General features: G+C 54.4%; 19 protein-coding genes. 6 read left to right on the forward strand and 13 right to left on the reverse strand.

What is annotated here, in order from left to right:
• Positions 1-3 precede the first annotated feature (3 nt).
• Entirely contained in the window at positions 4-378 is a 375-nt protein-coding gene (locus ACN0YD_RS02380; protein WP_417317042.1) for a hypothetical protein, read from the reverse strand.
• Positions 379-877: 499 nt separating this feature from the next.
• Between ACN0YD_RS02380 and ACN0YD_RS02385 the strand changes: the two genes are divergently transcribed.
• Complete coding sequence (locus ACN0YD_RS02385; RefSeq protein ID WP_417317043.1) at positions 878-1,576, forward strand: TorF family putative porin; 699 nt, start codon at positions 878-880, stop codon at positions 1,574-1,576.
• 79 nt (positions 1,577-1,655) lie between these two features.
• Here the strand turns inward: ACN0YD_RS02385 and ACN0YD_RS02390 are convergent, their stop codons facing one another.
• Positions 1,656-3,017 (reverse strand): TldD/PmbA family protein, encoded by a 1,362-nt coding sequence (locus tag ACN0YD_RS02390; protein ID WP_417317044.1) that lies wholly within the window; start codon positions 3,015-3,017, stop codon positions 1,656-1,658.
• Between the two features lie 311 nt (positions 3,018-3,328).
• Between ACN0YD_RS02390 and ACN0YD_RS02395 the strand changes: the two genes are divergently transcribed.
• On the forward strand, positions 3,329-3,811 hold the full coding sequence (locus tag ACN0YD_RS02395) for a MarR family winged helix-turn-helix transcriptional regulator (protein ID WP_417317045.1): 483 nt from the start codon (positions 3,329-3,331) through the stop codon (positions 3,809-3,811).
• Between the two features lie 9 nt (positions 3,812-3,820).
• On the opposite strand, the gene ACN0YD_RS02400 is transcribed toward ACN0YD_RS02395, so the two are convergent.
• The 4 genes from ACN0YD_RS02400 to ppa all read right to left on the reverse strand — a co-directional run bounded on the left by ACN0YD_RS02400 (position 3,821) and on the right by ppa (position 7,942).
• The gene (locus ACN0YD_RS02400; RefSeq protein WP_417317046.1) at positions 3,821-5,335 is read right to left on the reverse strand and encodes a UbiD family decarboxylase; all 1,515 of its coding nucleotides are present in this window, start codon (positions 5,333-5,335) and stop codon (positions 3,821-3,823) included.
• Between the two features lie 120 nt (positions 5,336-5,455).
• A complete protein-coding gene (locus tag ACN0YD_RS02405) occupies positions 5,456-6,148 on the reverse strand; it encodes a PEP-CTERM sorting domain-containing protein (protein ID WP_417317047.1) in 693 nt (230 codons plus the stop codon).
• A 233-nt stretch (positions 6,149-6,381) separates the two neighbouring features.
• Complete coding sequence (locus ACN0YD_RS02410) at positions 6,382-7,146, reverse strand: PEP-CTERM sorting domain-containing protein (protein ID WP_417317048.1); 765 nt, start codon at positions 7,144-7,146, stop codon at positions 6,382-6,384.
• Between the two features lie 238 nt (positions 7,147-7,384).
• Complete coding sequence (ppa, locus tag ACN0YD_RS02415; RefSeq protein ID WP_417317049.1) at positions 7,385-7,942, reverse strand: inorganic diphosphatase; 558 nt, start codon at positions 7,940-7,942, stop codon at positions 7,385-7,387.
• Between the two features lie 208 nt (positions 7,943-8,150).
• Between ppa and ACN0YD_RS02420 the strand changes: the two genes are divergently transcribed.
• Positions 8,151-10,133 carry a sodium-translocating pyrophosphatase gene (locus ACN0YD_RS02420; protein WP_417317050.1) on the forward strand — a complete coding sequence of 661 codons (1,983 nt, stop codon included), beginning with the start codon at positions 8,151-8,153 and terminating at the stop codon, positions 10,131-10,133.
• Positions 10,134-10,290: 157 nt separating this feature from the next.
• Complete coding sequence (locus tag ACN0YD_RS02425) at positions 10,291-11,517, forward strand: hypothetical protein (RefSeq protein WP_417317051.1); 1,227 nt, start codon at positions 10,291-10,293, stop codon at positions 11,515-11,517.
• Positions 11,518-11,554: 37 nt separating this feature from the next.
• On the opposite strand, the gene ACN0YD_RS02430 is transcribed toward ACN0YD_RS02425, so the two are convergent.
• Positions 11,555-12,472: a sulfotransferase domain-containing protein gene (locus ACN0YD_RS02430; RefSeq protein WP_417317052.1), complete on the reverse strand. Its 918-nt coding sequence runs from the start codon at positions 12,470-12,472 to the stop codon at positions 11,555-11,557.
• 316 nt (positions 12,473-12,788) lie between these two features.
• Here ACN0YD_RS02430 and ACN0YD_RS02435 point away from each other — a divergent pair, with 316 nt between their 5' ends.
• Positions 12,789-13,613 carry a MipA/OmpV family protein gene (locus ACN0YD_RS02435; RefSeq protein ID WP_417317053.1) on the forward strand — a complete coding sequence of 275 codons (825 nt, stop codon included), beginning with the start codon at positions 12,789-12,791 and terminating at the stop codon, positions 13,611-13,613.
• A gap of 3 nt (positions 13,614-13,616) precedes the next feature.
• Here ACN0YD_RS02435 and ACN0YD_RS02440 read toward each other — a convergent pair whose 3' ends face one another.
• Together ACN0YD_RS02440 and ACN0YD_RS02445 are read right to left on the reverse strand one after the other, a co-directional pair.
• The gene (locus ACN0YD_RS02440; RefSeq protein WP_417317054.1) at positions 13,617-14,048 is read right to left on the reverse strand and encodes a RidA family protein; all 432 of its coding nucleotides are present in this window, start codon (positions 14,046-14,048) and stop codon (positions 13,617-13,619) included.
• A gap of 355 nt (positions 14,049-14,403) precedes the next feature.
• Complete coding sequence (locus tag ACN0YD_RS02445) at positions 14,404-14,814, reverse strand: hypothetical protein (protein ID WP_417317055.1); 411 nt, start codon at positions 14,812-14,814, stop codon at positions 14,404-14,406.
• 339 nt (positions 14,815-15,153) lie between these two features.
• Here ACN0YD_RS02445 and ACN0YD_RS02450 point away from each other — a divergent pair, with 339 nt between their 5' ends.
• On the forward strand, positions 15,154-15,933 hold the full coding sequence (locus ACN0YD_RS02450) for a hypothetical protein (protein ID WP_417317056.1): 780 nt from the start codon (positions 15,154-15,156) through the stop codon (positions 15,931-15,933).
• A gap of 215 nt (positions 15,934-16,148) precedes the next feature.
• Here ACN0YD_RS02450 and gcvPB read toward each other — a convergent pair whose 3' ends face one another.
• From gcvPB to gcvT, 4 genes are read right to left on the reverse strand one after another with little or no spacing between them, the layout of a single operon-like run.
• Positions 16,149-17,711: an aminomethyl-transferring glycine dehydrogenase subunit GcvPB gene (gene gcvPB / locus ACN0YD_RS02455; RefSeq protein WP_417317057.1), complete on the reverse strand. Its 1,563-nt coding sequence runs from the start codon at positions 17,709-17,711 to the stop codon at positions 16,149-16,151.
• A complete protein-coding gene (gene gcvPA / locus ACN0YD_RS02460) occupies positions 17,708-19,054 on the reverse strand; it encodes an aminomethyl-transferring glycine dehydrogenase subunit GcvPA (protein ID WP_417317058.1) in 1,347 nt (448 codons plus the stop codon). Before gcvPA ends, gcvPB begins: the two co-directional genes overlap by 4 nt.
• Positions 19,055-19,074: 20 nt before the next feature.
• A complete protein-coding gene (gene gcvH, locus ACN0YD_RS02465; protein ID WP_417317059.1) occupies positions 19,075-19,449 on the reverse strand; it encodes a glycine cleavage system protein GcvH in 375 nt (124 codons plus the stop codon).
• A gap of 18 nt (positions 19,450-19,467) precedes the next feature.
• Positions 19,468-20,586 (reverse strand): glycine cleavage system aminomethyltransferase GcvT, encoded by a 1,119-nt coding sequence (gcvT, locus tag ACN0YD_RS02470; RefSeq protein WP_417317060.1) that lies wholly within the window; start codon positions 20,584-20,586, stop codon positions 19,468-19,470.
• Positions 20,587-20,700: the final 114 nt, after the last annotated feature.

Below are 20,700 nucleotides of genomic sequence, written 5' to 3' on the forward strand. Positions count from 1 at the left end.
GGATTAAATCAGGAAATCCTTGGCTTTTTTCAGCCCGAAGATAGCCAGCGCCACCAGCAGCAGGAACTCGATCGCCTTGTTCAGGCCTTCGAAGAAATATCTTTCCGTAAAGACCGCGAGGGCAATGGCCAGTATCACAAGACCGGCATGATAGGCCACTCTCATCCACTGGGTATGCTTGATATTTTCCAGCCAGTGATGATTTTTCAGTTCCTGCCAGTAATAAATGCCGGCCTCCAGGGACAGAAAAAAGATCAGGGTACGGTAGCCGGAGGACTGGAAGAACTTGCTCAGTGGCCAGATGACCAATGAAATGACGATGAGGGCGGCAACAACAAGAACAATATTTTTCAGATATGCGGATTCGTTTCCTGACATCAGTCTTCCCCGGTATTGTGCCATATGTGACAAAAGCCGGATTGCTTGAATAGCACTTGTTCCGGCAGAAAAAACAGCCTGTCACGTCCGGTACTTTTGGTCAAGATTTTGCAACGATTGGAGAGGGTTGTCGGGCGCAGTCTTCCATTTGGCCGAAAAAAACGGCTAAAAAAATTAGTTTGTATTTTTTTGCTTCGCAGGCGCAGCATCCGCCAGTGAGGATTTCTGCGGCTTTTGCCGCAGCGCGTGATTAAAAAATGATCATCGTAAATTATTGAGTAAAAAATAGGCACGTACTGAACAAAATTTTGCCTTAATTGGGGTAGATACATCGGTTCTGGGACTGGTTATCAACCGGCCCCTTCTGTTAACCTTCCGTTAATACATTGATAATAATAGATTATTAATTCATGTGGGAAGTTTGGCATGAAAATTGAATTGAGGCAGTATGAACTTGCCAAGGTTCTATAATAAAACTTTAAAGTTTAAGGAGAGAAACGTGAAAACACTTAAGAGTGCCATTTTGGCTTCTGTTGCTACTGTCGCCATTGCTTCAGCTGCAGCACCTGCATTTGCTGAAGAAGAGGGCTTTATGGGCGGTGAGATCAGCGCAAATGTCGCGATCACTACCGACTACCGATTCCGCGGTGTATCTTTCAGTGGTGAAGACATCGCCATTCAGGGTGGTCTTGACTACGCCCACGAAAGTGGTTTCTACGTAGGTACATGGATGTCCAGCATGGACGATTCTGTACAGTTTGGTGAAACTGAAATGGACATTTACGCCGGTTTCGGTGGTGAAGTCGAAGGTTTCTCCTATGACATCGGTCTGCTGTATTATGCTTATCCGTCAGGCAACGATGGTGACTACCTGGAAGCTTACGGTTCAGTTGGCGCCGACTTGGGTGTAGCTTCTGCTACCATTGGTCTTGCCTATGCTTTCTCAAGCGAAAACACCGGCGACCAGGATGACGTATATGTGTATGGCGATCTGGAATCAGCCATTCCGGATACTCCCATCACTCTGACAGCCCACCTGGGTTATGAAGACGGTTTCTTTGACAGCAAACTGGACTGGAGCCTCGGTGCTTCTGTTTCCTACGGCGGTCTGGATTTCGGTCTGGCTTATGTAGACACTGACCTGGATGACGAACTGTCCGACGCCACTGTCGTATTCACAATCGGCGCTGCATTCTAATCAGTTAGAACAGTAAAGATTTCAGAGCCCGTCCCCTTTGTGGGGGCGGGCTCTTTATTTATTGGTACAGGGGGGGTGGTCAGCTTCCGGCCAGCATCATTTTTTCGATACGCAGGGTTGGTGCATCGGTGCCGTATTTCAGCTCAAGATCGTTTGCGGCGCTTAAACGCAGGAACATGTCTTTCAGGTTGCCGGCAATGGTGATTTCATTGACCGGAAAAGTGATTTCGCCATTTTCGATCCAGAAGCCGCTGGCGCCCCGGCTGTAGTCACCGGTAATGCCGTTCACGCCCATACCGATCAGTTCGGTGACATAAAAACCTGACTTGATGTCCGAAATCAGCTCCTCGGGACTGACTGTCCCTGCCGCCAGATAGAGGTTGCTTGAGGACGGATGCGGCGGAGAAGACGTGCCGCGGCTGGCGTGGCCGTTTGTTTTGAGCCCAAGCTGTCGGGCGCTTGTGCTGTCCAGTATCCAGTTGCTCAGGACCCCGTCACCGACAACCTCCATTTTCCCGTTAGCGACCCCTTCACCGTCGAAGGGTCTGGAAGAAACGCCCCGGCGGATATGCGGATCATCAATGATGGAAATTCCGGCGGGCAGGATCTGTTTCTCCATGGAGTCTTTCAGGAAGCTGGTGCCCCGGGCCACAGATTGTCCGTTGACGGCGCTTGCCAGATGGCCGACAAGTGTCTTGGAGACCCGCGGATCAAAAACAACCGGAACCTCTGCTGTTTTGGCCTTGCGCGGATTAAGGCGTCTGAGGGCTCTCTCTGTGGCCTCCCGGGCAATTTTTTCGGGGCTGTCCAGGTCGTCCAGATGGCGTTTGGAGCTGTAGGCATAGTCCCGTTCCATCCCGGTGCCTTCACCGGCAATCACGGACACGCTGAGGCTGAAGCTGCTGGCCCGGTAGGTCTGGGCAAAACCGTCGGAGTTGCAGAGCGCAATGCTTGTTGTTGCGGTGCCGGCGCCAGCCCCCTGGGAATTTGTGATGCCGTCGACCTGCAGGGCCAGTTCCTCTGTTTTTCGGGCCTGCTCTTTCAGAAATTCGGCGGTGATTTCCGTATTATCATAGAGATCGAGATCCTCCGGAATCCTGTCGGCCAGCAGATTTTTGTCGGCCAGGCCGGACCAGGGATCTTCGGGGGCATTACGCGCCATGTCGATTACCCGCTCTACGAGCATGTCCAGATTGGCCTGGCTGAGATCGCTTGAGGAGACAATGGCCTGCTTTTTACCGATGATGACCCGCAACCCCAGGTCGGTATTCTCGGATCTTTCAACCTCTTCCATCTTACCGAGTCGCCAGGAGGCTGATTCAGACTGGCTGGAGAAAAAAACAGCGTCCGCCTGATCTGCCCCTGCTTTTTGTGCGAGATTGATCAGGTTTTCTAACCTATTTAGGTTATTTTGAGCAATATTAATTTCATTTTGGGACATTTTTGCTTCCTTTGGACGCACTTTTTTGTTTATAGACTCCTGTTTATAAAAGCTATTCATCGGGAGCGCCAGATTCAACTTCTGCCCGTGAGAGTATTTAAATATTGAATTTTTTTAAGTTAAATGATTGCCTGACATGCATCCATATGGTTAATTAACATGGTTAATATTGTAAGGCAGTCGCTATATTTACAGCATGGCCGGTACGACACCTGCATTAAAGTATAATGAAGCAATAAAGTTTTGAGTGGCAACACCAGAGACTGGCAGGCGTCCCGTGCAATGTATTGAGTGGGAAAGGGGTAAAAACCGTGGGCAACCAGGGGTCGGAAATATCCAAGAACGAGTTGAAGAAATATATAGATACTTGTGTTTGTCTGAATATCCGGAAAGCATCCAGGGCAGTCACCAGACTCTATGATGAAGCGCTTCACGAGACCGGGATCAGATATACCCAGTTGATCATCCTGATGGTTCTGGACCATCTGGAAAATATCACGGTCAGCGGGCTTGCCGAGGAATTGGTCATGGATACATCGACCGTGGCCCGCAACCTCAGACCGCTTGAAAAGCAGAAACTGATCACGGTCATACCCGGCAAGGACCGCCGGCAGAGAATTGTCTCACTGACCGACAAGGGGCGGGATGTGGTGGCGGACGGCCTGAACTACTGGCGAGTGGCGCAACAGAAAATCACAGAGAATTTCACAGCCGAGGATTTCCTGAACCACCTGTCCTCAATCAACCATATTTCCAATGTGGTTCAGAAGATTGCCGGGCCACAGCCAATCTGAAACCGGGGATCAGTCGTTTTTCCAGATTGACCTGCCCGTGCCGGGCAAACCGAGCTTCTCCCAGAGACCGTCAATTTTTTCGACCACTTTGCGATCCATCCTGATTTCTTCGCCCCATTCCCGGTCGGTTTCGCCGCCCACCTTGTTGGTGGCGTCAAGTCCCATCTTGCCGCCAAGGCCGGAGACGGGCGAGGCAAAGTCCAGATAGTCAATGGGGGTATGTTCCATCAGGGTGGTGTCGCGCACCGGGTCCATGCGGGTGGAAATGGCCCACATCACATCTTTCCAGTCGCGGCAGTTGATGTCATCATCCACCACAATGACAAATTTGGTGTACATGAACTGGCGCAGGTAGGACCAGACCCCCATCATCACCCGCTTGGCATGTCCGGCATAGGCCTTTTTCATGCTGACCACGGCAATGCGATAGCTGCAGCCTTCCGGCGGCAGCCAGAAATCGACAATTTCCGGGAATTGCTGCTGCAACAGCGGGATGAAGACCTCGTTCAGGGCCTCTCCCAGCACGCTGGGCTCGTCTGGCGGACGTCCGGTATAGGTGCTGAGGTAAATGGGGTCTTTGCGCATGGTAATGGCGCTGACGGTGAAGACCGGGAATTGTTCGACGGAGTTATAATAGCCGGTGTGGTCGCCGTAGGGGCCCTCGTCGCCATAGTCTGAGAGCGAGACATGCCCCTCCAGCACAATCTCGGCCGTGGCCGGGACTTTGAGCGGCACGGTCTTGCAGTCGACAAGTTCGGTTTTTTTGCCGCGCAAGAGGCCGGCGAATTTATATTCGCTCAGGGTATCCGGCACTGGCGTCACCGCGCCCAGGATGGTGCCCGGGTCCGCGCCCAGCACCACGGCGGCGGGCAGGGGCTCCGGCTTTTCATTTTTCCAGCGGGCATAATGTTGGGCCCCGCCGCGATGCTTGAGCCAGCGCATCAGGGTTTGCTTCTTGTTCAGCATCTGCATGCGGTAGATGCCCAGGTTGAAATCATCCTCGGCTACCTTGCCCGGCCCTTTGGTCACGACAAGGGGCCAGGTGATCAATGGCGCCGGTTCACCGGGCCAGCAGCCCTGGACGGGCAACCTGGAAAGGTCAATATCGTCACCGGTCAGCATTACTTCCTGCACGGGGGCTTTCTTGACCGTTTTCGGCGACATGGTCATGGCCTTCTTGACGATGGGCAGCATATCGAGCGCATCGCGCATGTTGCGCGGCGGTTGCGGCTGGCGCAGCACGGCCAGGTCTTCGCCGATCTGGCGCAGTTCGGCGGGTTCCCTATTCATGCCCCAGGCGACCCGCTCCACGGTGCCGAACAGGTTGACCAGCACCGGCATGTGGTATTTTTCGCCGTTCGGGCCGACCGGATTTTCAAACAGGATCGCAGGCCCGCCCTCGGCCAGCACCCGGGTCTGGATCTCGGTCATTTCCAGGTCCGTGCACACAGGCTCGCTGACCCGCACCAGACGGCCGGTCTGTTCCAGATGATCCATGAAGTCGCGTAAAGAGGAATAACTCATAAAGCGGTTATAAGTGAAAAGTCGCAAAGGGAAAATAAAAAAGGGGGAAAACAGAAAAGAGGGGAAACAGAAAAAAGGCCCCCGGTATGCGAGGGCCTCTGATCTGAAATATTTATATGCCTAGCTGCGGCGACGGCGGGCAAGACCGAAACCGGCAAGACCCAGACCCAGCAGGCCAAGAGTGGCGGGTTCCGGCACGTCAGCGACTTCGATGCTCAGGAAGGCGGCGGGAACTCCGCTGGATTTGGAGAACAGATTTTCATAGAGCTGTGTTTGACCGGACAGGGTGGTTAACATGCCGCCGAGGGCGAATTGACCGTCCCCCAGCATAGCCGCATTGATGTCCGTCAGGGCGGCGAGGGACAGGTTGATGGTGAACTGAACCATGGGGGACACAACACCTGCCACACCGACATATTCAACGGAGCCGTAGATATCGCCGTCACCCAGATCATCAAAAATAGCGGTTAGTCCGCTGCCGCCGGCAACCAGGGCAGCAATATCACCGCTGTAGTCATTCAGTTGATAGGTCTCGGAGGCATCGGGGGAATCATAGTTCCCGTTGGCATAAAAGGTAATGCTGGCCCCGGTGGCCGGGCCGGAAACGGCAGACAGGTCAAAGGCATACCAGTTGCGATATTCTGCTGCGCCACAGCAGGCGCCGGTAATGGTGTTGTCGATGTTGGAGTTATGGACACCTGATGAATTATACCAGCCATTGTCATAGCTGTTGATATCAACAGTGGCGGCGGGTGCTGATGTCACGAATGTCGCCGCGGCTATCAGAGCGCCGAATAATACAGATTTACGCATGGTAATCCCCTCTACTCAAAAAATAAAAATATACTGAGCAGTCAAAGCAAATATTATCCCAGAAAAGAAAGCGATGGAAAAACAAAGGCTTATCATCTCAGGTGGTGCTGAATGATGACTAGTGTGCTTGAAAGCTGTAAAAAATCCCGACGCTTTGTCAGAATTTTTTACAGTTTCAGCCACAAAAAAGGCCCCCGGTTACCGAAGGCCTTCAGGAAAATTTTTAGATGGGCCTAGCTGCGGCGACGGCGGGCGAGGCCGAAACCGGCAAGACCTAAGCCCAGCAGGCCAAGGGCGGCGGGTTCAGGCACGTCAGCGATTTCGAGCGTCAGATAGGCGGCGGGGATAAATGTCTCCCATGCGCTGTAGGAGAAGAGCGCTTCAACTTCGCCGCCGCCCAGTGAGGAAAGAAGTCCGCCTACTGCAAAGTACCCGTCTCCAAGAAGGGCCGCATTGATATCATCGACGGCATCCAGTGAAAGCTGAATGGTGAACTCCTTCATCCCTTCGGCCCAGGTTCCAAAATATTCATAGGACCCATAATTGTCTCCGTCGCCCAGGTCGTCATATACCGAATCTGGGTCTGGTCCACCAAAGAGCAGATCTAAAATATCCCCTTCATAGGAATATAGTTCGTAAGTTTCTGATGGATCGTTTGAGTAATATGCGCCGGTCCCTGAATAATCTGTTGGTAGAGGTTCTGGACCAGGAGGTGTATAATCCGGATTAGCGCGAAATGTGATGCTCGCCCCTGTGACCGGGCCAGAGACTGAGAACACGTCAAAGGTCAGGAAATTACGCGTATTTGCTGTAATTTCTTCATCATCCTCCGTATACGTTTCCTGCCCGACAAAAATGTTAGTATTACCGGGGTCATGACCATCAAACTCGTCATACCAGCCCTGGTCAAAGGCATCGATGTTAACTGTGGCGGCTGATGCGGCTGATGCCATTGTTGCTGTAGCCATCAGAGCGCCGAATAATACAGATTTACGCATGGTAATCCCCTCTGCTCAAAAAAATAAAAATATACTGAGCTATCTAAGCAAATATTATGCCAGAAAAGAGGGTGCTGGAAAAACAAAGGGTTATTATCACAGGTGGTGCTGAATGATGGCTGGCGTACTTGAAAGTTGTAAAAAATTCCGACGCTTTGTCAGGAATTTTTACAGTTCCGGACATAAAAAAGGCCCCCGGAATGTGGAGGCCTTTTCATATTGTCTATACGGGAGGAAATCAGGCGTTGGCTTCTTCCTCGGCTTCTTCCTGTTCCGCTCGCTTGATACCGTCAAGGATCATGGCTTTGGCTTTTTCCGGGCCTTCCCAGCCGGTCACCTTGACCCATTTGCCGCTTTCCAGGTCCTTGTAATGTTCAAAGAAATGCTGGATGCGCTGGATCAGGATTTCCGGCAGGTCCTCGTAGGATTTTACATTTTTGTAGGTCGGGTCGGTTTTTGTATCCGGCACGGCGAGGATTTTCTCGTCACCGCCGGCTTCGTCTTCCATCAGCAGTACGCCGACCGGACGGGCGCGGATCACACAACCGGGCACCAGCGGTTCGTCAACCACCACCATCACGTCGCAGGGATCGCCGTCCTCGGACAGGGTGTGCGGCATATAGCCGTAGTTGGTCGGGTAGCGCATGGGGGTATGCAGGATCCGGTCCACCAGGATGGCGCCGGAACGCTTGTGCATTTCATATTTTACGGCGGCGCCGCCAGCGGGAACCTCGATGATCACATTGATTTCTTCAGGGGGATTAAGCCCGGCGCTGATCAAGTGTACTTGTGGCATGAATATTCACCTGTTTGTCTTGCGGTTGAATGTTTTGATCTATTGCGCCGCAATATACCCATTTCTCGGCCGTTGTCAGCATGAATCTTGCTAACTTTCCCCATATGATTTAACGTTTTTTCGGGCTTGAGGGAGAAGAGCCCGGAATAACGACAAAATAGATTGAAAATATAGGTAGCTTGTAACTGAACTAATCTGAGGAGTGAATATGGCGGATTTGGCATTATATCCCCCGGCACTTGGCCTTCTGGGTCTGGTGGTGGCCTTTATTTTATACCGTGTTGTGGTCAGCCATAAGGTTGACAATGAAAAAGTGGCGAAGATCGGCGACCAGATTCATCTGGGCGCCATGGTGTTCATGAACCGCGAATATAAAATGCTGTTCCTGTTCAATATCGTGATTATTATCCCGCTCTATTATTATCTTGGGGTGGAAACAACCATCTCCTTTATTGCCGGTACCGTGGCCAGCGCCGTCGCCGGATATCTGGGCATGTTTTCCGCCACCAAGGCCAATACCCGGACGACAATGGCGGCCCATAATGAAGGGGCGGCCGCAGCTCTGAAAGTGGCTTTCTTTGGCGGCTCTATCATGGGGCTTTGTGTGGCTTCTCTCGGCCTGCTGGGGCTGGGGCTGCTGTATTATTTCCTTGGCGCAGAACATGCGGAAGCCATTCACGGCTTTGGTATGGGGGCCTCTACGGTGGCGCTGTTCTCCCGTGTGGGCGGCGGTATCTATACCAAGTCCGCCGATGTGGGCGCCGACCTGGTGGGCAAGGTGGAAGCCGGTATTCCCGAGGACGACCCCCGCAACCCCGGTGTGATCGCCGACAATGTGGGGGACAATGTGGGTGATGTGGCCGGTATGGGGTCGGATATTTTCGAATCCTATTGCGGTTCCATGATTGCCACCATTGCCCTGGCGGAAACCCTGGCGGTGGCCAACCAGGCCAACCTGATGTCGCTGCCGCTGATGCTGGCCTCCATCGGCCTGATTTGCTCCATTCTGGGTATTGTCCTGGTCACGCTGATGTCAAACAGCTCGCCGGAAAAGGCTTTGCGCACCGGAACCATTGGGGCGGCAGTCCTGTTTATTGCCGCGGCTTACTTTGTGATTCAGCATTTCGGCATTGATGTCAGCAAGTGGTATGCCATTATCTGTGGCGCCGTCGGCGGCATCATCATTGGCCTGGTGACGGAATATTACACCGCCGGTGCGCCGGTGCGTCGTATTGCTGAATCCGGTAAAACAGGTACGGCGACGGTGATGATCACCGGCCTGGCCGTGGGTATGCAGTCGGTCGTGATCCCTGTGCTGACTATCTGTGTCATCATTTTCCTGTCGACCATGTTTGCCGGTCTTTATGGTGTCGGCCTTGCCGCCATCGCCATGCTGGCGACCGTGGGCATTACCATGGCCATCGACGCATACGGCCCGGTGGCGGACAATGCCGGCGGCATTGCGGAAATGGCCGGTCTTGGCAAGGAAACCCGTGATATCACCGACAGCCTTGATGAACTGGGCAACACCACTGCCGCCATCGGCAAGGGCTTTGCCATCGGGGCCGCGGCCCTGGCGGCGCTCAGCATTATCAGCGCCTATGTGGCCATCGTGTCCCAGCATGTGCCGGACTTTAATCTGGAACTGAACAATCCCCAGGTTCTGGTCGGCATCTTCATCGGCGGCACATTACCGTTCCTGATTGCTTCCATCACCATGACGGCGGTGGGGGATGCGGCCATGGAAATGATTGTGGAAATCCGCAGGCAGTTTAAGGAAATCCCCGGCCTTCTGGAAGGCACCGCCGATCCGGATACGGAAAAATGTGTGGATATTGCCACCACGGCGGCACTGAAGAAGATGATCCTTCCGGGCGCCATTGCCATTGTCACACCGGTGGCGGTGGGCACCCTGCTTGGGGCGGAAAGTCTGGGCGGCATGCTCGGCGGCGCGCTTCTCGGTTGTGTGTTGATGGCGCTGATGATGGCCAATGCCGGCGGCGCCTGGGACAATGCCAAGAAGTACATTGAAAAAGGCAACCTCGGCGGCAAGGGCTCAGAAGTCCATGCCGCGGCTGTGGTTGGGGATACGGTGGGTGACCCGTTCAAGGACACCTCCGGGCCCAGCATGAACATCCTGATCAATGTGATGGCGCTTGTCTCTCTGGTGATTGCCCCTCTTCTGGGCTGAGCCTGATAAACTGACAACAAGGAAAGGGGCCTTCGGGCCCCTTTTTATTTGCAGTCCCTTATGACGGCTTTGCAGGAATTTCTTAACGGCTTTATTCTATGAATGACATTTGGGACCAGTGACTTATACTGGTCGAATAAGGATAAAGCAGGGGAAAATGGCCAGCATGCCGGACCAAAACCAGCAGCTCAGAAGCAATTACCGGGTCATGGTGAGCGATGTGCACGCCATGGGGCAGATTGCGGTGATCCGTTCGCTCGGCCGGGCCGGGTACCGGGTCCATGCCCTGAGTGCGAAGGCGGATGCCCTCGGGCTCCGTTCCCGTCTGGCCGAGGTCAGGACACAACATCCGACCTATGACGATCCCGGTTTTTGTGACTGGCTGGAAAAATATATCGCCGAAAATAACATCGATCTGATCATCCCGAGTGAGGGCTTCCTCTGGGCGGTCCGTCCCATTTTCGACAGGCTGGCCGCCAAAATGCCGATCCGGCCTGAGGCGGACTTTATCTACCGCATGATCAATAAATATGATTATTTCCATGCCATCACCACAAGCGACGATCCGCAGGTGCGTCAGAACTGTCCGGATATTCTTTATGTGGATCGGGAAAATATGCCCCCAGACGCGGAATTGAAAAGGCAGATTTCGGTCATGCCCTTTCCCTGTTTCATCAAAATGGATGCGGCGCACGGGCGGACGGCGGAAGATGGCGACGGCATTGCCAAGGTCACGACACCGGAAGAGGCTTTCGCCAAAATCATGGAACTTGCCGAAAGCTATGACAAATTCCTCATGCAGGGCTATATCCCGGGCCGCAAGGCGGGGATCAACCTGCTGATCAAAGACGGCGAGGTCAAAGCTCACTATGTGATGAAGGCGACCCATGAGACCCCGCACAAGGGCGGTGTCGCCTCCCTGCGCCATACCTGGCAGCATGACACCATGCTGGCCGATGCCATCGCCAAGATGCGTCATGTGGGCTGGAACGGGGCCTTGATGGTCGAATATCGCTGGGATGAGGAAACCGACCGTTTCGCCCTGGTGGAGATTAACCTCAGGTTCTGGGGCTATCTGCATCTCTGCCTTTATGGCGGGGTGGATTTCCCGATGCTGCTGGCTGATGACCATCTCGGGCTCGACACCGTGCCCAGTTATCCTGTGCCCCGGCCCGCCACGGCCCGTTGCCTGTCGTTCGAGACCGGATATCTTCTCTCGCTCCTCAAGGATGGGGAGGTCGGGATTGGTAAAAAGCTTGGCGCGCTGGTGAATTTCCTGCTGGTCGGGCTTAATCCGGCGATCTATTCAGACGGATTTTTTCCGGGCGACCGGGGCCTCTGGTGTCATGAACTGACCCAGACGGTCCGCAATCTTCTGAAGTAAAAAAAAGCCCCGGTTTATAACGGGGCTTTTGTTTGTCTCAGGCGACCCAGTGCATCAGGTCCCGGTCCACAAGATGGGACAGCTTTTCCACATCCTCGGCCAGGTCCCGCTTCAGCGCCTCGCGAATGTCTTCCGGTAGGGCGTCGCGTTTGGGTTTGGCAGTATTCATTTCCTTGATTTTGGCCTTGAGGGCGGTGCGGCTTTCCAGCGGCATGATGGTTTTGGCAATGGCGGACAGCCAGGCCGGCGGCTTGCGCACAAACAGGTCCATGGCTTTCTTGCTGCGCATTTTCTTGTTGGGGTTCATGACCTCGAACCCGGCATCGAACTCCGGATCGATTTCCAGGAACCGGCAGGTGTCGCGAAACACTTCGCGGGTGTCCTTTTTCAGGTCGTCGAAAAAGTTGATTTTGACCTGTTCCCGGGGGAATTCATCCATGAAGCGTTTGACCTGGTCATGAAAATGGACAAAATCCCGGTAGCAGGTCACCTTGTTCCAGACGTGATTGGGCAGGCGATTGCCCTGCAGGCGGTCCTCTTCCGCCGCCAGCGCCTCGCGCAGGTCTTCCAGCGGCTCGTTATTTTCAAAAATATTCTGCGAATGATGGGACGGGATCACCTCGATCGGGTTGCGCAGATGGATCAGGATCTTGGCGTCCGGGTTAAAGGCGCGGATATTCTGCGCGGCTTCCTTTGAATAGAGGTAAAAGACCGAGGATTCGCCGACCACTTTCTGGTCCTCCACCGGCGCGAAGATCCGGCAGTATCTTTCCCATTGCCGCCCGGGACGGCTTTCATCCAGCAGGTCGGTGGCGAAATAATGGGGCTCCTTGATGGCCATAAAAACGTCGGGGTGGCGGGCCAGATAGGTATCCATGGCGGTGGTGCCGCTTTTGGCCGCGCCGACCAGAAACAGATTTGGTTTTCTTTTCATTTTTATATCGGTTTCAGTCATTTATTTTCCTCTGCCGTCTTCCTCTGATTTTTCGCCGTATGGTAGAGCCAAGATGTTAAAAAAAGGGAAACCCGGCCCTGTTAATAACCTATCCTGGGAGAAACATGAATATAAAAACCGGGCCGATCCATGTCCGAAAGGAATGGCAGCTTACAGATAATGTCAGTATATTTTCACATATTGTTGCCATAATATGGCCTTCTGGATGCAGGACGATAATCCGGTTGCAGGGAAATGTCGTAATAATTACAGGCTTTACACACACTGTGCCGGCGAATAAATAAACACCAAGTGAACGTTGGGGAATATCAGACTAATGCGTATGGGAAACGGTTCGGTTTATTTTCTTTTATTTCTTTTTGCGGTGATGATGGCTTCATCTGTCCGGGCCCAGGATATGCCCGCTTCAGGGCCGCCCGAGGCGAGGCCGCAGAAAGACTGGCGTATCTTTGCCGGTCTCGGCACCATTATTTCCCCGGAATTTCCCGGCAGCAAATCCTATAATGTGACCCCCATTCCCTTTGGCGAGGTGCGTTACAAGGGCCGGTTTTTCCTCAATCCCTATTACGGGCTCGGCGCCCGGTTTGCCAAGGTTGATTTCGATAAGGATCATACCCTCTCGCTCTCCACGTCCCTGCGTTACAGTTTCAGCAACCGCAAGGAAAGTGATGATCCCCGGTTCGCCGGGCTCGGCGATGTGGATGGCTCGGTGGAGCTGATGCTGTTTGCCGACTATCAGCTTGGCAGCTTCAACGTCAGCCTCGAGGGCGCGCAGGGGCTTAATTCCTCCGGCCATGGCGGCTTTTCCACCACCCTCAGTTTTGAATATGGCCAGCGTATCTTTACCAGATACCAGGTCCAGGGCGGGCCCTTCATCAGTTTTGGCGACCAGAAATTCGTCAATGCCTTTTACGGCGTGACCGACGCCCAGGCCGCGGCCAGCAGTTTCGAGGCTTATGATGTGGGGGCCGGCTTCCACAAGATGGGCGTCAAGGTCAATGTGATCACTTTCATCGGCCCCAAAATCGGGGTTTACGGCCTGGCGCTGTACAGCCACCTGCTGGGCGATGCGGCCGACAGCCCGCTGATCGAAACCCGGGACGAGCTGATGGCCCTGGCCGGGATTGCTTATCGGTTCTAGATTCTAATCTACCGCAGCTATGCACTCCACTTCCAGCAGCGCCCCCAGCGCCAACCCGTCCGCCCCCAGGGCCGAGCGGGCCGGGAGCTTGCCCTTGGGGAAGTAGGTCACGTAAACCTTGTTGAAGTCGCCCCACTGGCTCATATCATCCAGGAACACGGTGCATTTCAGGATTTTATCCATGTGGCTTCCGTATTTTTCCGTCACCGCCTTGATGTTGTCCATGGTTTGCCGCGCCTGTTCCGCCATGCCGCCCGGGACGATCTTGCCGTCGGGCCCGGTGGCGATCTGGCCTGACATATAGAGCACGCCGTTATAGTCGACCGCCTCGGCAAAGGGCAGGTTTGGGTTAGGGTGTGGATGATGTGTCACGTCCGCCAGGACCGGCAGGGCGAGGGCGGAAAGCAGGGCGGCGAGGGTGAATGTTCTGAGCATGTGATGTCCCCTTATGTGGTTTGGGACAGGATAGCACAGGAAGGGAAGGGCGTCATTCCCGCACTCTTCCTTGTCATTCCGGACTACCCCCTCGACATTCCTGCACTTTTCCCCGTCATTCCTGCGAAAGCAGGAATCCATCGTTCAACCGGCCCGGTCTTTCACGCGGACCCATGGACCCCCGCTTTCGCGAGGGTGACGAAGCAAAAAATGCGTCATTCCTACCCCTTTGTTGTCATTCCCGCGCCTAAAGTCATAAAAAGCGGGAATCCAGTACATGGCTGACAGGAGCTTTTTTTATCAGGACTGGACCCCCGCCTTCGCGGGGGTGACGAATTAACTTGTTGAGAATAAGTTAGAAAAGTTGATCTGTCGTAAGTTTGGATTTTATGCCGTACAAATCTTTCCTCATGCTAAGCACAGTTATCATCAATTTCTCTTTTGTGTGATCAAGCATGAAATCCTTCATAGCTAGTACAAACTCATCGGAGGCAAACAAGAAAGAGTTAACATACTCGTCTGTTAGCAAGTCGCCCAAGTCCTCTTCCGTTTCAATGTTATAGCCGTATTTTTGCAAATAGCGCTTCGCCTTCTCGTCAAAACTTATATAGGCAGTCATTAACAGAATTATGCATTTATAGCGTTCTTCTTTAAAATTCTGGCGAGCTTCGTCTAGTTTTTGCTTTTTGGTCCAAATCATGGTCGCATAGGAAGATAGAACACCACCAATTCCTAATGCTCCGACTATTGTGATGAGATTTTCCATTCTGGCTCCCCAATAATTTGTTTGAGAGATGATAGCACAACAGACATATCTCGTCATTCCCGCGGAGGCGGGAATCCAGGACATGGTGGACAGGGGCTTATTTTATCAGGACTGGACCCCCGCTTTCGCGAGGGTGACGGGTTGAGGGCGGGGTAAATCCGGGCTAGACTGATTATTCTTAAGAATAGGGGGAAGCCCGTGACATTATTTTATAGGATCCGGATTTTTTTTCGTTTTCTGCACAACCGAAGTGAAGAAAACCGGGGGAAGAGGATAGCCAGTATACACCTTCTGTTTGTTTGTTTTCTTCTACAATCTTGCGGAGATGGGGAATTCGAGTTGAACAAAGAATTCCCTCAGGATTGCCGGGATAAATTGAAGGATGATGTGGAAGATACACAAAACCTGGAACAAACAGAATTATTTAAAAAGTGCGATAAAAAATTTGCGCTCTCTGCTTATCAGGCAATTGTATTCAAGAGAGAAAGTGATCGTTTTTACAAAGCCAAAGACTCTCATATCATCTACAAACTGGATGGTGGCTTAGAGAAAGTTGGACCGCGTAATTTGCCATTTGTATCTCAGATAGCTAATCCAATATGGCAATTTCATAATTCAGTGAGCCATACCAGTGGAGGTGAAGGCAACCTCACATTGATAGGTGTAAAGGACATTAAAGAGTATTTGTTTGATATGCCTGAAAGTACATATGAGAAATATTTTGGACACGAGGTGGGTTCTAAAGATCTGCTTGTGGAGAACCTACCAAATAAAGGCCATTGCCTTTACGGCAGGCATATAGAGAACGGCTATATCAGCCCCGTTCTGGCCATTGTCAAATACGACCCTAACAAAAAGGGGTACACACCAGAGGAAAGTAAGAGTTTTGCGGCCTGTGTAGTACTATCCTTACCCTATTATATGGGAGCCAACGATGTCTATGCATATCGTGAGCATTTGGTAAGGCGTGGATCAAGTAAAAGGTATGGGAGCGCGTATTTCCTCTTCTGGAGGTATCCAACCAATGTCTTTCTGACAAATGATCTCATGTCCACAGATACAGATTTTCAGCAATTTTCTAAGCAGTTATTGGAAGCATATGAGAAGGTGAGTAAATAAAAATCTCATGAGCTAACAGCTTTCAAGAAAAGCTTTGTCGTTTCTGCGAAAAATTAAGGAGAGTGGGAATCCAGGACGTGGCTGACAGGGGCTTTTTTTATCAGGACTGGACCCCCGCCTTCGCGGGGGTGACGAAGGGGGCGCGGGGGTGACGATCGAAGACGGAAAGACCGTCAGGCATTAAAAAAGGGAGCCAACCGGCTCCCTTTCTCATTTTATTCCGCAGCTTCCGCCGTCTCTTGCGGCTTCTGCCACCTGAGCACCGGCTTCCGGGCCGCGGTGGTTTCATCGAGCCTGCGGCGCGGGGCGTGATAGGGCGCGCCGGCGAAGCGATCGGCCTCGCCGGATTTGGCCTTGTCCACCAGAAAGCGCATGGCGCCGATAAACTGGTCGAGCGACTGCTTGCTTTCGGTCTCGGTCGGTTCGATCAGCATGGCGCCGTGCACCACCAAGGGGAAATACATGGTCATGGGGTGATAGCCCTCGTCGATCATGGCCTTGGCGAAGTCGAGCGTTTCCACGCCCGAGCCCTTCAGGAACCTATCATCGAACAAAGCCTCATGCATGCAGGGGCCTTCAAAGCTGGCGGTCATCACATCCTTGAGGCTGGCGAGGATATAGTTGGCGTTCAAGACGCTATCCTCGGCCACCTGGCGCAACCCGTCTGAGCCATGTGACATCATGTAGCTCAATGCCCGGGTGAACATGCCCATCTGGCCATGGAAGGCGGTCATGCGGCCGAAGCTGTCGCCGGTGTCGTCATGCTCGACCATGGTGAAGTCCTCTTCGCCCACCACCACATAAGGGGTGGGGACGAAGGGGGCCAGGGCTTCCGAGAAGACCACCGGACCCGCGCCCGGGCCGCCGCCGCCGTGCGGGGTGGAGAAGGTCTTATGCAGGTTGATGTGCATGCAGTCGACACCCAGATCGCCGGGACGGACCTTGCCGACAATGGCGTTGAAGTTGGCGCCGTCACAGTAAAAGTAAGCGCCCGCCTCATGCACCGCATCGGCGATTTTTTTGATGTCCCGTTCGAACAGGCCGCAGGTGTTGGGGTTGGTCAGCATGATCGCCGCCACATCCGGACCAAGCGCGTCCTTGAGGGCCTGTAGGTCCACACGGCCGTCTTCGGTGGCCGGAATGGCTTTGACCTGATAACCGCAGAGCGCGGCGGTGGCCGGGTTGGTGCCGTGGGCGCTCTCCGGGGCCAGCACGATGCTGCGGTTCTCACCCCGTTTATCAAGCGCGGCCCGGATCGCCATCATGCCGCACAGCTCCCCATGTGCGCCCGCCTTGGGCGACATGGCCACAGACGGCATGCCGGTCAGTTCCTTGAGCCAGTGGGCGAGGGTGTCGATCAGGTCAAAGGCACCCTGCACCGTTGACTGCGGCTGCAGCGGATGAATGTCGGCAAGGCCCGGCAGGCGGGCGAGCTTTTCATTGAGCCTCGGGTTATGCTTCATGGTGCAGCTGCCGAGCGGATAAAGCCCCATATCGATGGCATAGTTCTGGCGGCTGAGGCGCGTGTAGTGACGCATGGCCTCCGGCTCGCTCAGGCCCGGCAGGCCGATCTCGCCGGTCCGGTCCAGCCCGCCGAGGCGGCTGTGCACTTCCGGCACCTCCGGCAGGTCGACGCCTGAGGTGGTCGTATCGCCGATCTCGTAAATCAGCAGCTCTTCCTGGGCGAGGCCCATGTTGCCGCTGAAGGTGTCACGGGCGGCGGCGGACAGATCCTGTGCCGCATCGATGTTGGTGGGGCGTCCCTGATTGTTCATCATTTCAGCGCCTCCTTCAGTTCGTAATAAAGGGCATACATGTCATTCTCGCTCACCGTTTCGGTCACCGCGACCAGCAACAGGTTTTCAAGCTCCTTCTTGCCCGGATAAAGGCGGCTCACCGGCAGGCCGGCAATCACGCCCTGGTCAACCAGCTTTTCCACCACTTCGGCGGCGGGTTTGCTGAGCTTCAGGGTGAATTCGTTGAAGAAGCTGTCGTTCAGCACTTCCACCCCGTCGATGCCGGAAAGCTTGTCGGCCAGTTCAACGGCCTTGGCATGATTGAGCGCCGCCAGCTTGGTAAAGCCCGCTTCGCCCAGCAGCGTCATGTGAATACTGAAGGCGAGGGTGCAAAGCCCGGCGTTGGTACAGATGTTGGAAGTGGCTTTCTCGCGGCGGATATGCTGCTCGCGGGTGGAGAGGGTGAGGACGAAACCGCGCTTGCCGTCCGCATCCCGGGTTTCCCCGCACAGCCGCCCCGGCATCTGGCGCACATATTTCTGGTTGGTGGCGAACAGGCCTACATAGGGCCCGCCGAAGTTGAGGCCGACACCAAGGGACTGGCCTTCGCCGACCACAATGTCCGCGCCCATTTCGCCCGGTGACTTGATGGCGCCGAGGGAGACTACTTCGGTCACGACGACGACAAGCAACGCCTTTTTGGCGTGCACGGCCTCGGCCAGTTTGGTGAAGTCCTGGATATTGCCGAAGAAATCCGGGTTCTGGACCACGATGCAGCTTGTCTCGTCATCGATCTGGTTGATCAAGTCCTCGACCCCGCTGACAGCGGGCGGGTTGACCACAGTCACATCCTCGGTAAAGGCGGTGGTGCAGCGGATGACCTCGATATATTGCGGATGCAGGCTGCCGGAAATGATCGCCTTGTTCTTGCGGGTCACCCGGCGCGCCATCAGGACCGCCTCGGCGGCGGCGGTGGAGCCGTCATACATGGAGGCATTGGCCACATCCATGCCGAAGATTTGCGCAACCTGGGTCTGGAATTCAAACAGGGCCTGCAGGGTGCCCTGGCTGATTTCCGGCTGATAGGGGGTATAGGCGGTCAGGAACTCGCCGCGCTGGATCATATAATCCACGGTGGCGGGCACATGATGGCGATAGGCGCCGCCGCCGACGAAGAAAGGCGCTTCGCCCGCGGGCAGGTTGCGTCCGGCGAAGGCCTTGAAAGCGGCTTCCACTTCCATTTCCGTGGCATGGCGGGGCAGGTCGACCGGCCCGGCCAGAAGCGCCTCTTTCGGCACGTCGCAAAAGAGATCGTCAATATGACTAACGCCGATTTTGGCCAGCATGGCCGACCGATCATCGGGGGTAAGGGGCAGATAACGCATGGGAAATCCTGTTGTTTGGCTTAGTTGAGGCCGTCGGTGAAGGCCTTGTAGCCTGCGGCATCCATCAGGCCGTCGAGCTGGCTCATATCACTCAGTTTCACTTTATAGAACCAGCCGTCGCCTTCGGCAGCACCATTCACCAGGGCCGGGTCTTCTTCAAGCGCCGGGTTGCTCTCGGTGACTTCACCGTCCACCGGGGCATAGATTTCGCTGGCGGCCTTGACGGATTCCACTACAGCGATCTCGTCGCCTTTCTTGTGCTCGCGGCCTGCTTCGGGCAGTTCCACAAAAACGATGTCGCCAAGGGCTTCCTGGGCATAATTGGTGATGCCGACGGTGCCGATCTCGCCGTCAACGGTAATCCATTCATGTTCGTCTGTGTAATAGGTTGTCATTTTACTTCCTCTGACTTTTTATTTTGATGCTCGGTAATAACGCTGCTTAACGAAGGGCATGTCGGCCACACGGGCCGGCAGTTTCTTGCCCCGGACCGACAGGAAGACTTCCGTGCCGGTTTTGGAAAATCTGCTTTTGACATAGCCCATGGCGACAGGGCCGCCGAGGGTAGGGCCGAAGCCGCCACTGGTGATGGTGCCGATGACATTGTCGTCTGCATCCAGAATTTCGGTGCCTTCCCGGGCCGGGGCGCGGCCTTTGGGCAGGATGCCAACCCTGAGACGGCCTGGTCCATCGGCGATCTGGGTCTGGATGATCACATCACCTGGAAATCCACCCTGTTCCCGGCGGCGTTTGCCGATGGACCAGAGAAGGTTGCCCTCGACAGGGCTGGTCCTTTTGGTAATGTCGTGACCATAGAGGCAGAGACCGCTTTCCAGCCGCAGGCTGTCGCGGGCGCCAAGGCCGATGGCTTCCACCTCCGCTTCGGCGAGCAGCAGGCGGCACAGCCTATCGGCCTCTTCCGATGGAAGGGAAATCTCGTAACCGTCTTCGCCGGTGTAGCCGCAACGGCTGAAGAAACAGGGAACACCATCCAGGTCGTCCTCAAGACAGGACATGAAGGGCATTTCCGCGACGGCGGGAACGAAGCGGGCCAGCACGGCGGCAGCCTTCGGTCCCTGCAGCGCCACAAGGGCCCTGTCGGTGAGTTCTGTGAGGGTAAAGTCTTCCGGCAGGTGAGCCTCAAGATGGGCGATGTCCTGAACCTTGCAGGCGGCATTGACCACCAGGAACAGGTCATTCTCCCGTTTGGTCACCATCAGATCGTCGAGGATGCCACCCGCGTCGTTGGTAAACTGGGTATAGCGCATGCGGCCCGGTTTCAGATCGACGATATTGCCGGGCACCAGCTTTTCAAGCCAGCGGTCGGCATCATCACCGGTAATCACCACCTGGCCCATGTGGGAGACATCGAACAGTCCCGCTTCGGCGCGGCAGTGCAGATGTTCCTTCATGACGCCCATGGGATATTGTACGGGCATGGCATAGCCCGCAAAGGGCACCATCTTGCCGCCGAGCTCTTCATGCAGCTTGAAAAGGGGTGTTTGTTTCAGATCATTCAGATCAGCACTCATAAATCTCTCCAGACAGTGACTATGTCACATAGGGTTTCACAGCAGACTAATTCGCCAAACTGTGCCCCCTCTGTCATGGAACCTGAGAGATTTACCCCGTCGGTGGGGATTTCC

Origin of the sequence: Emcibacter sp., from assembly GCF_048269205.1 — a bacterium.
Lineage (GTDB): Bacteria > Pseudomonadota > Alphaproteobacteria > Sphingomonadales > Emcibacteraceae > Emcibacter.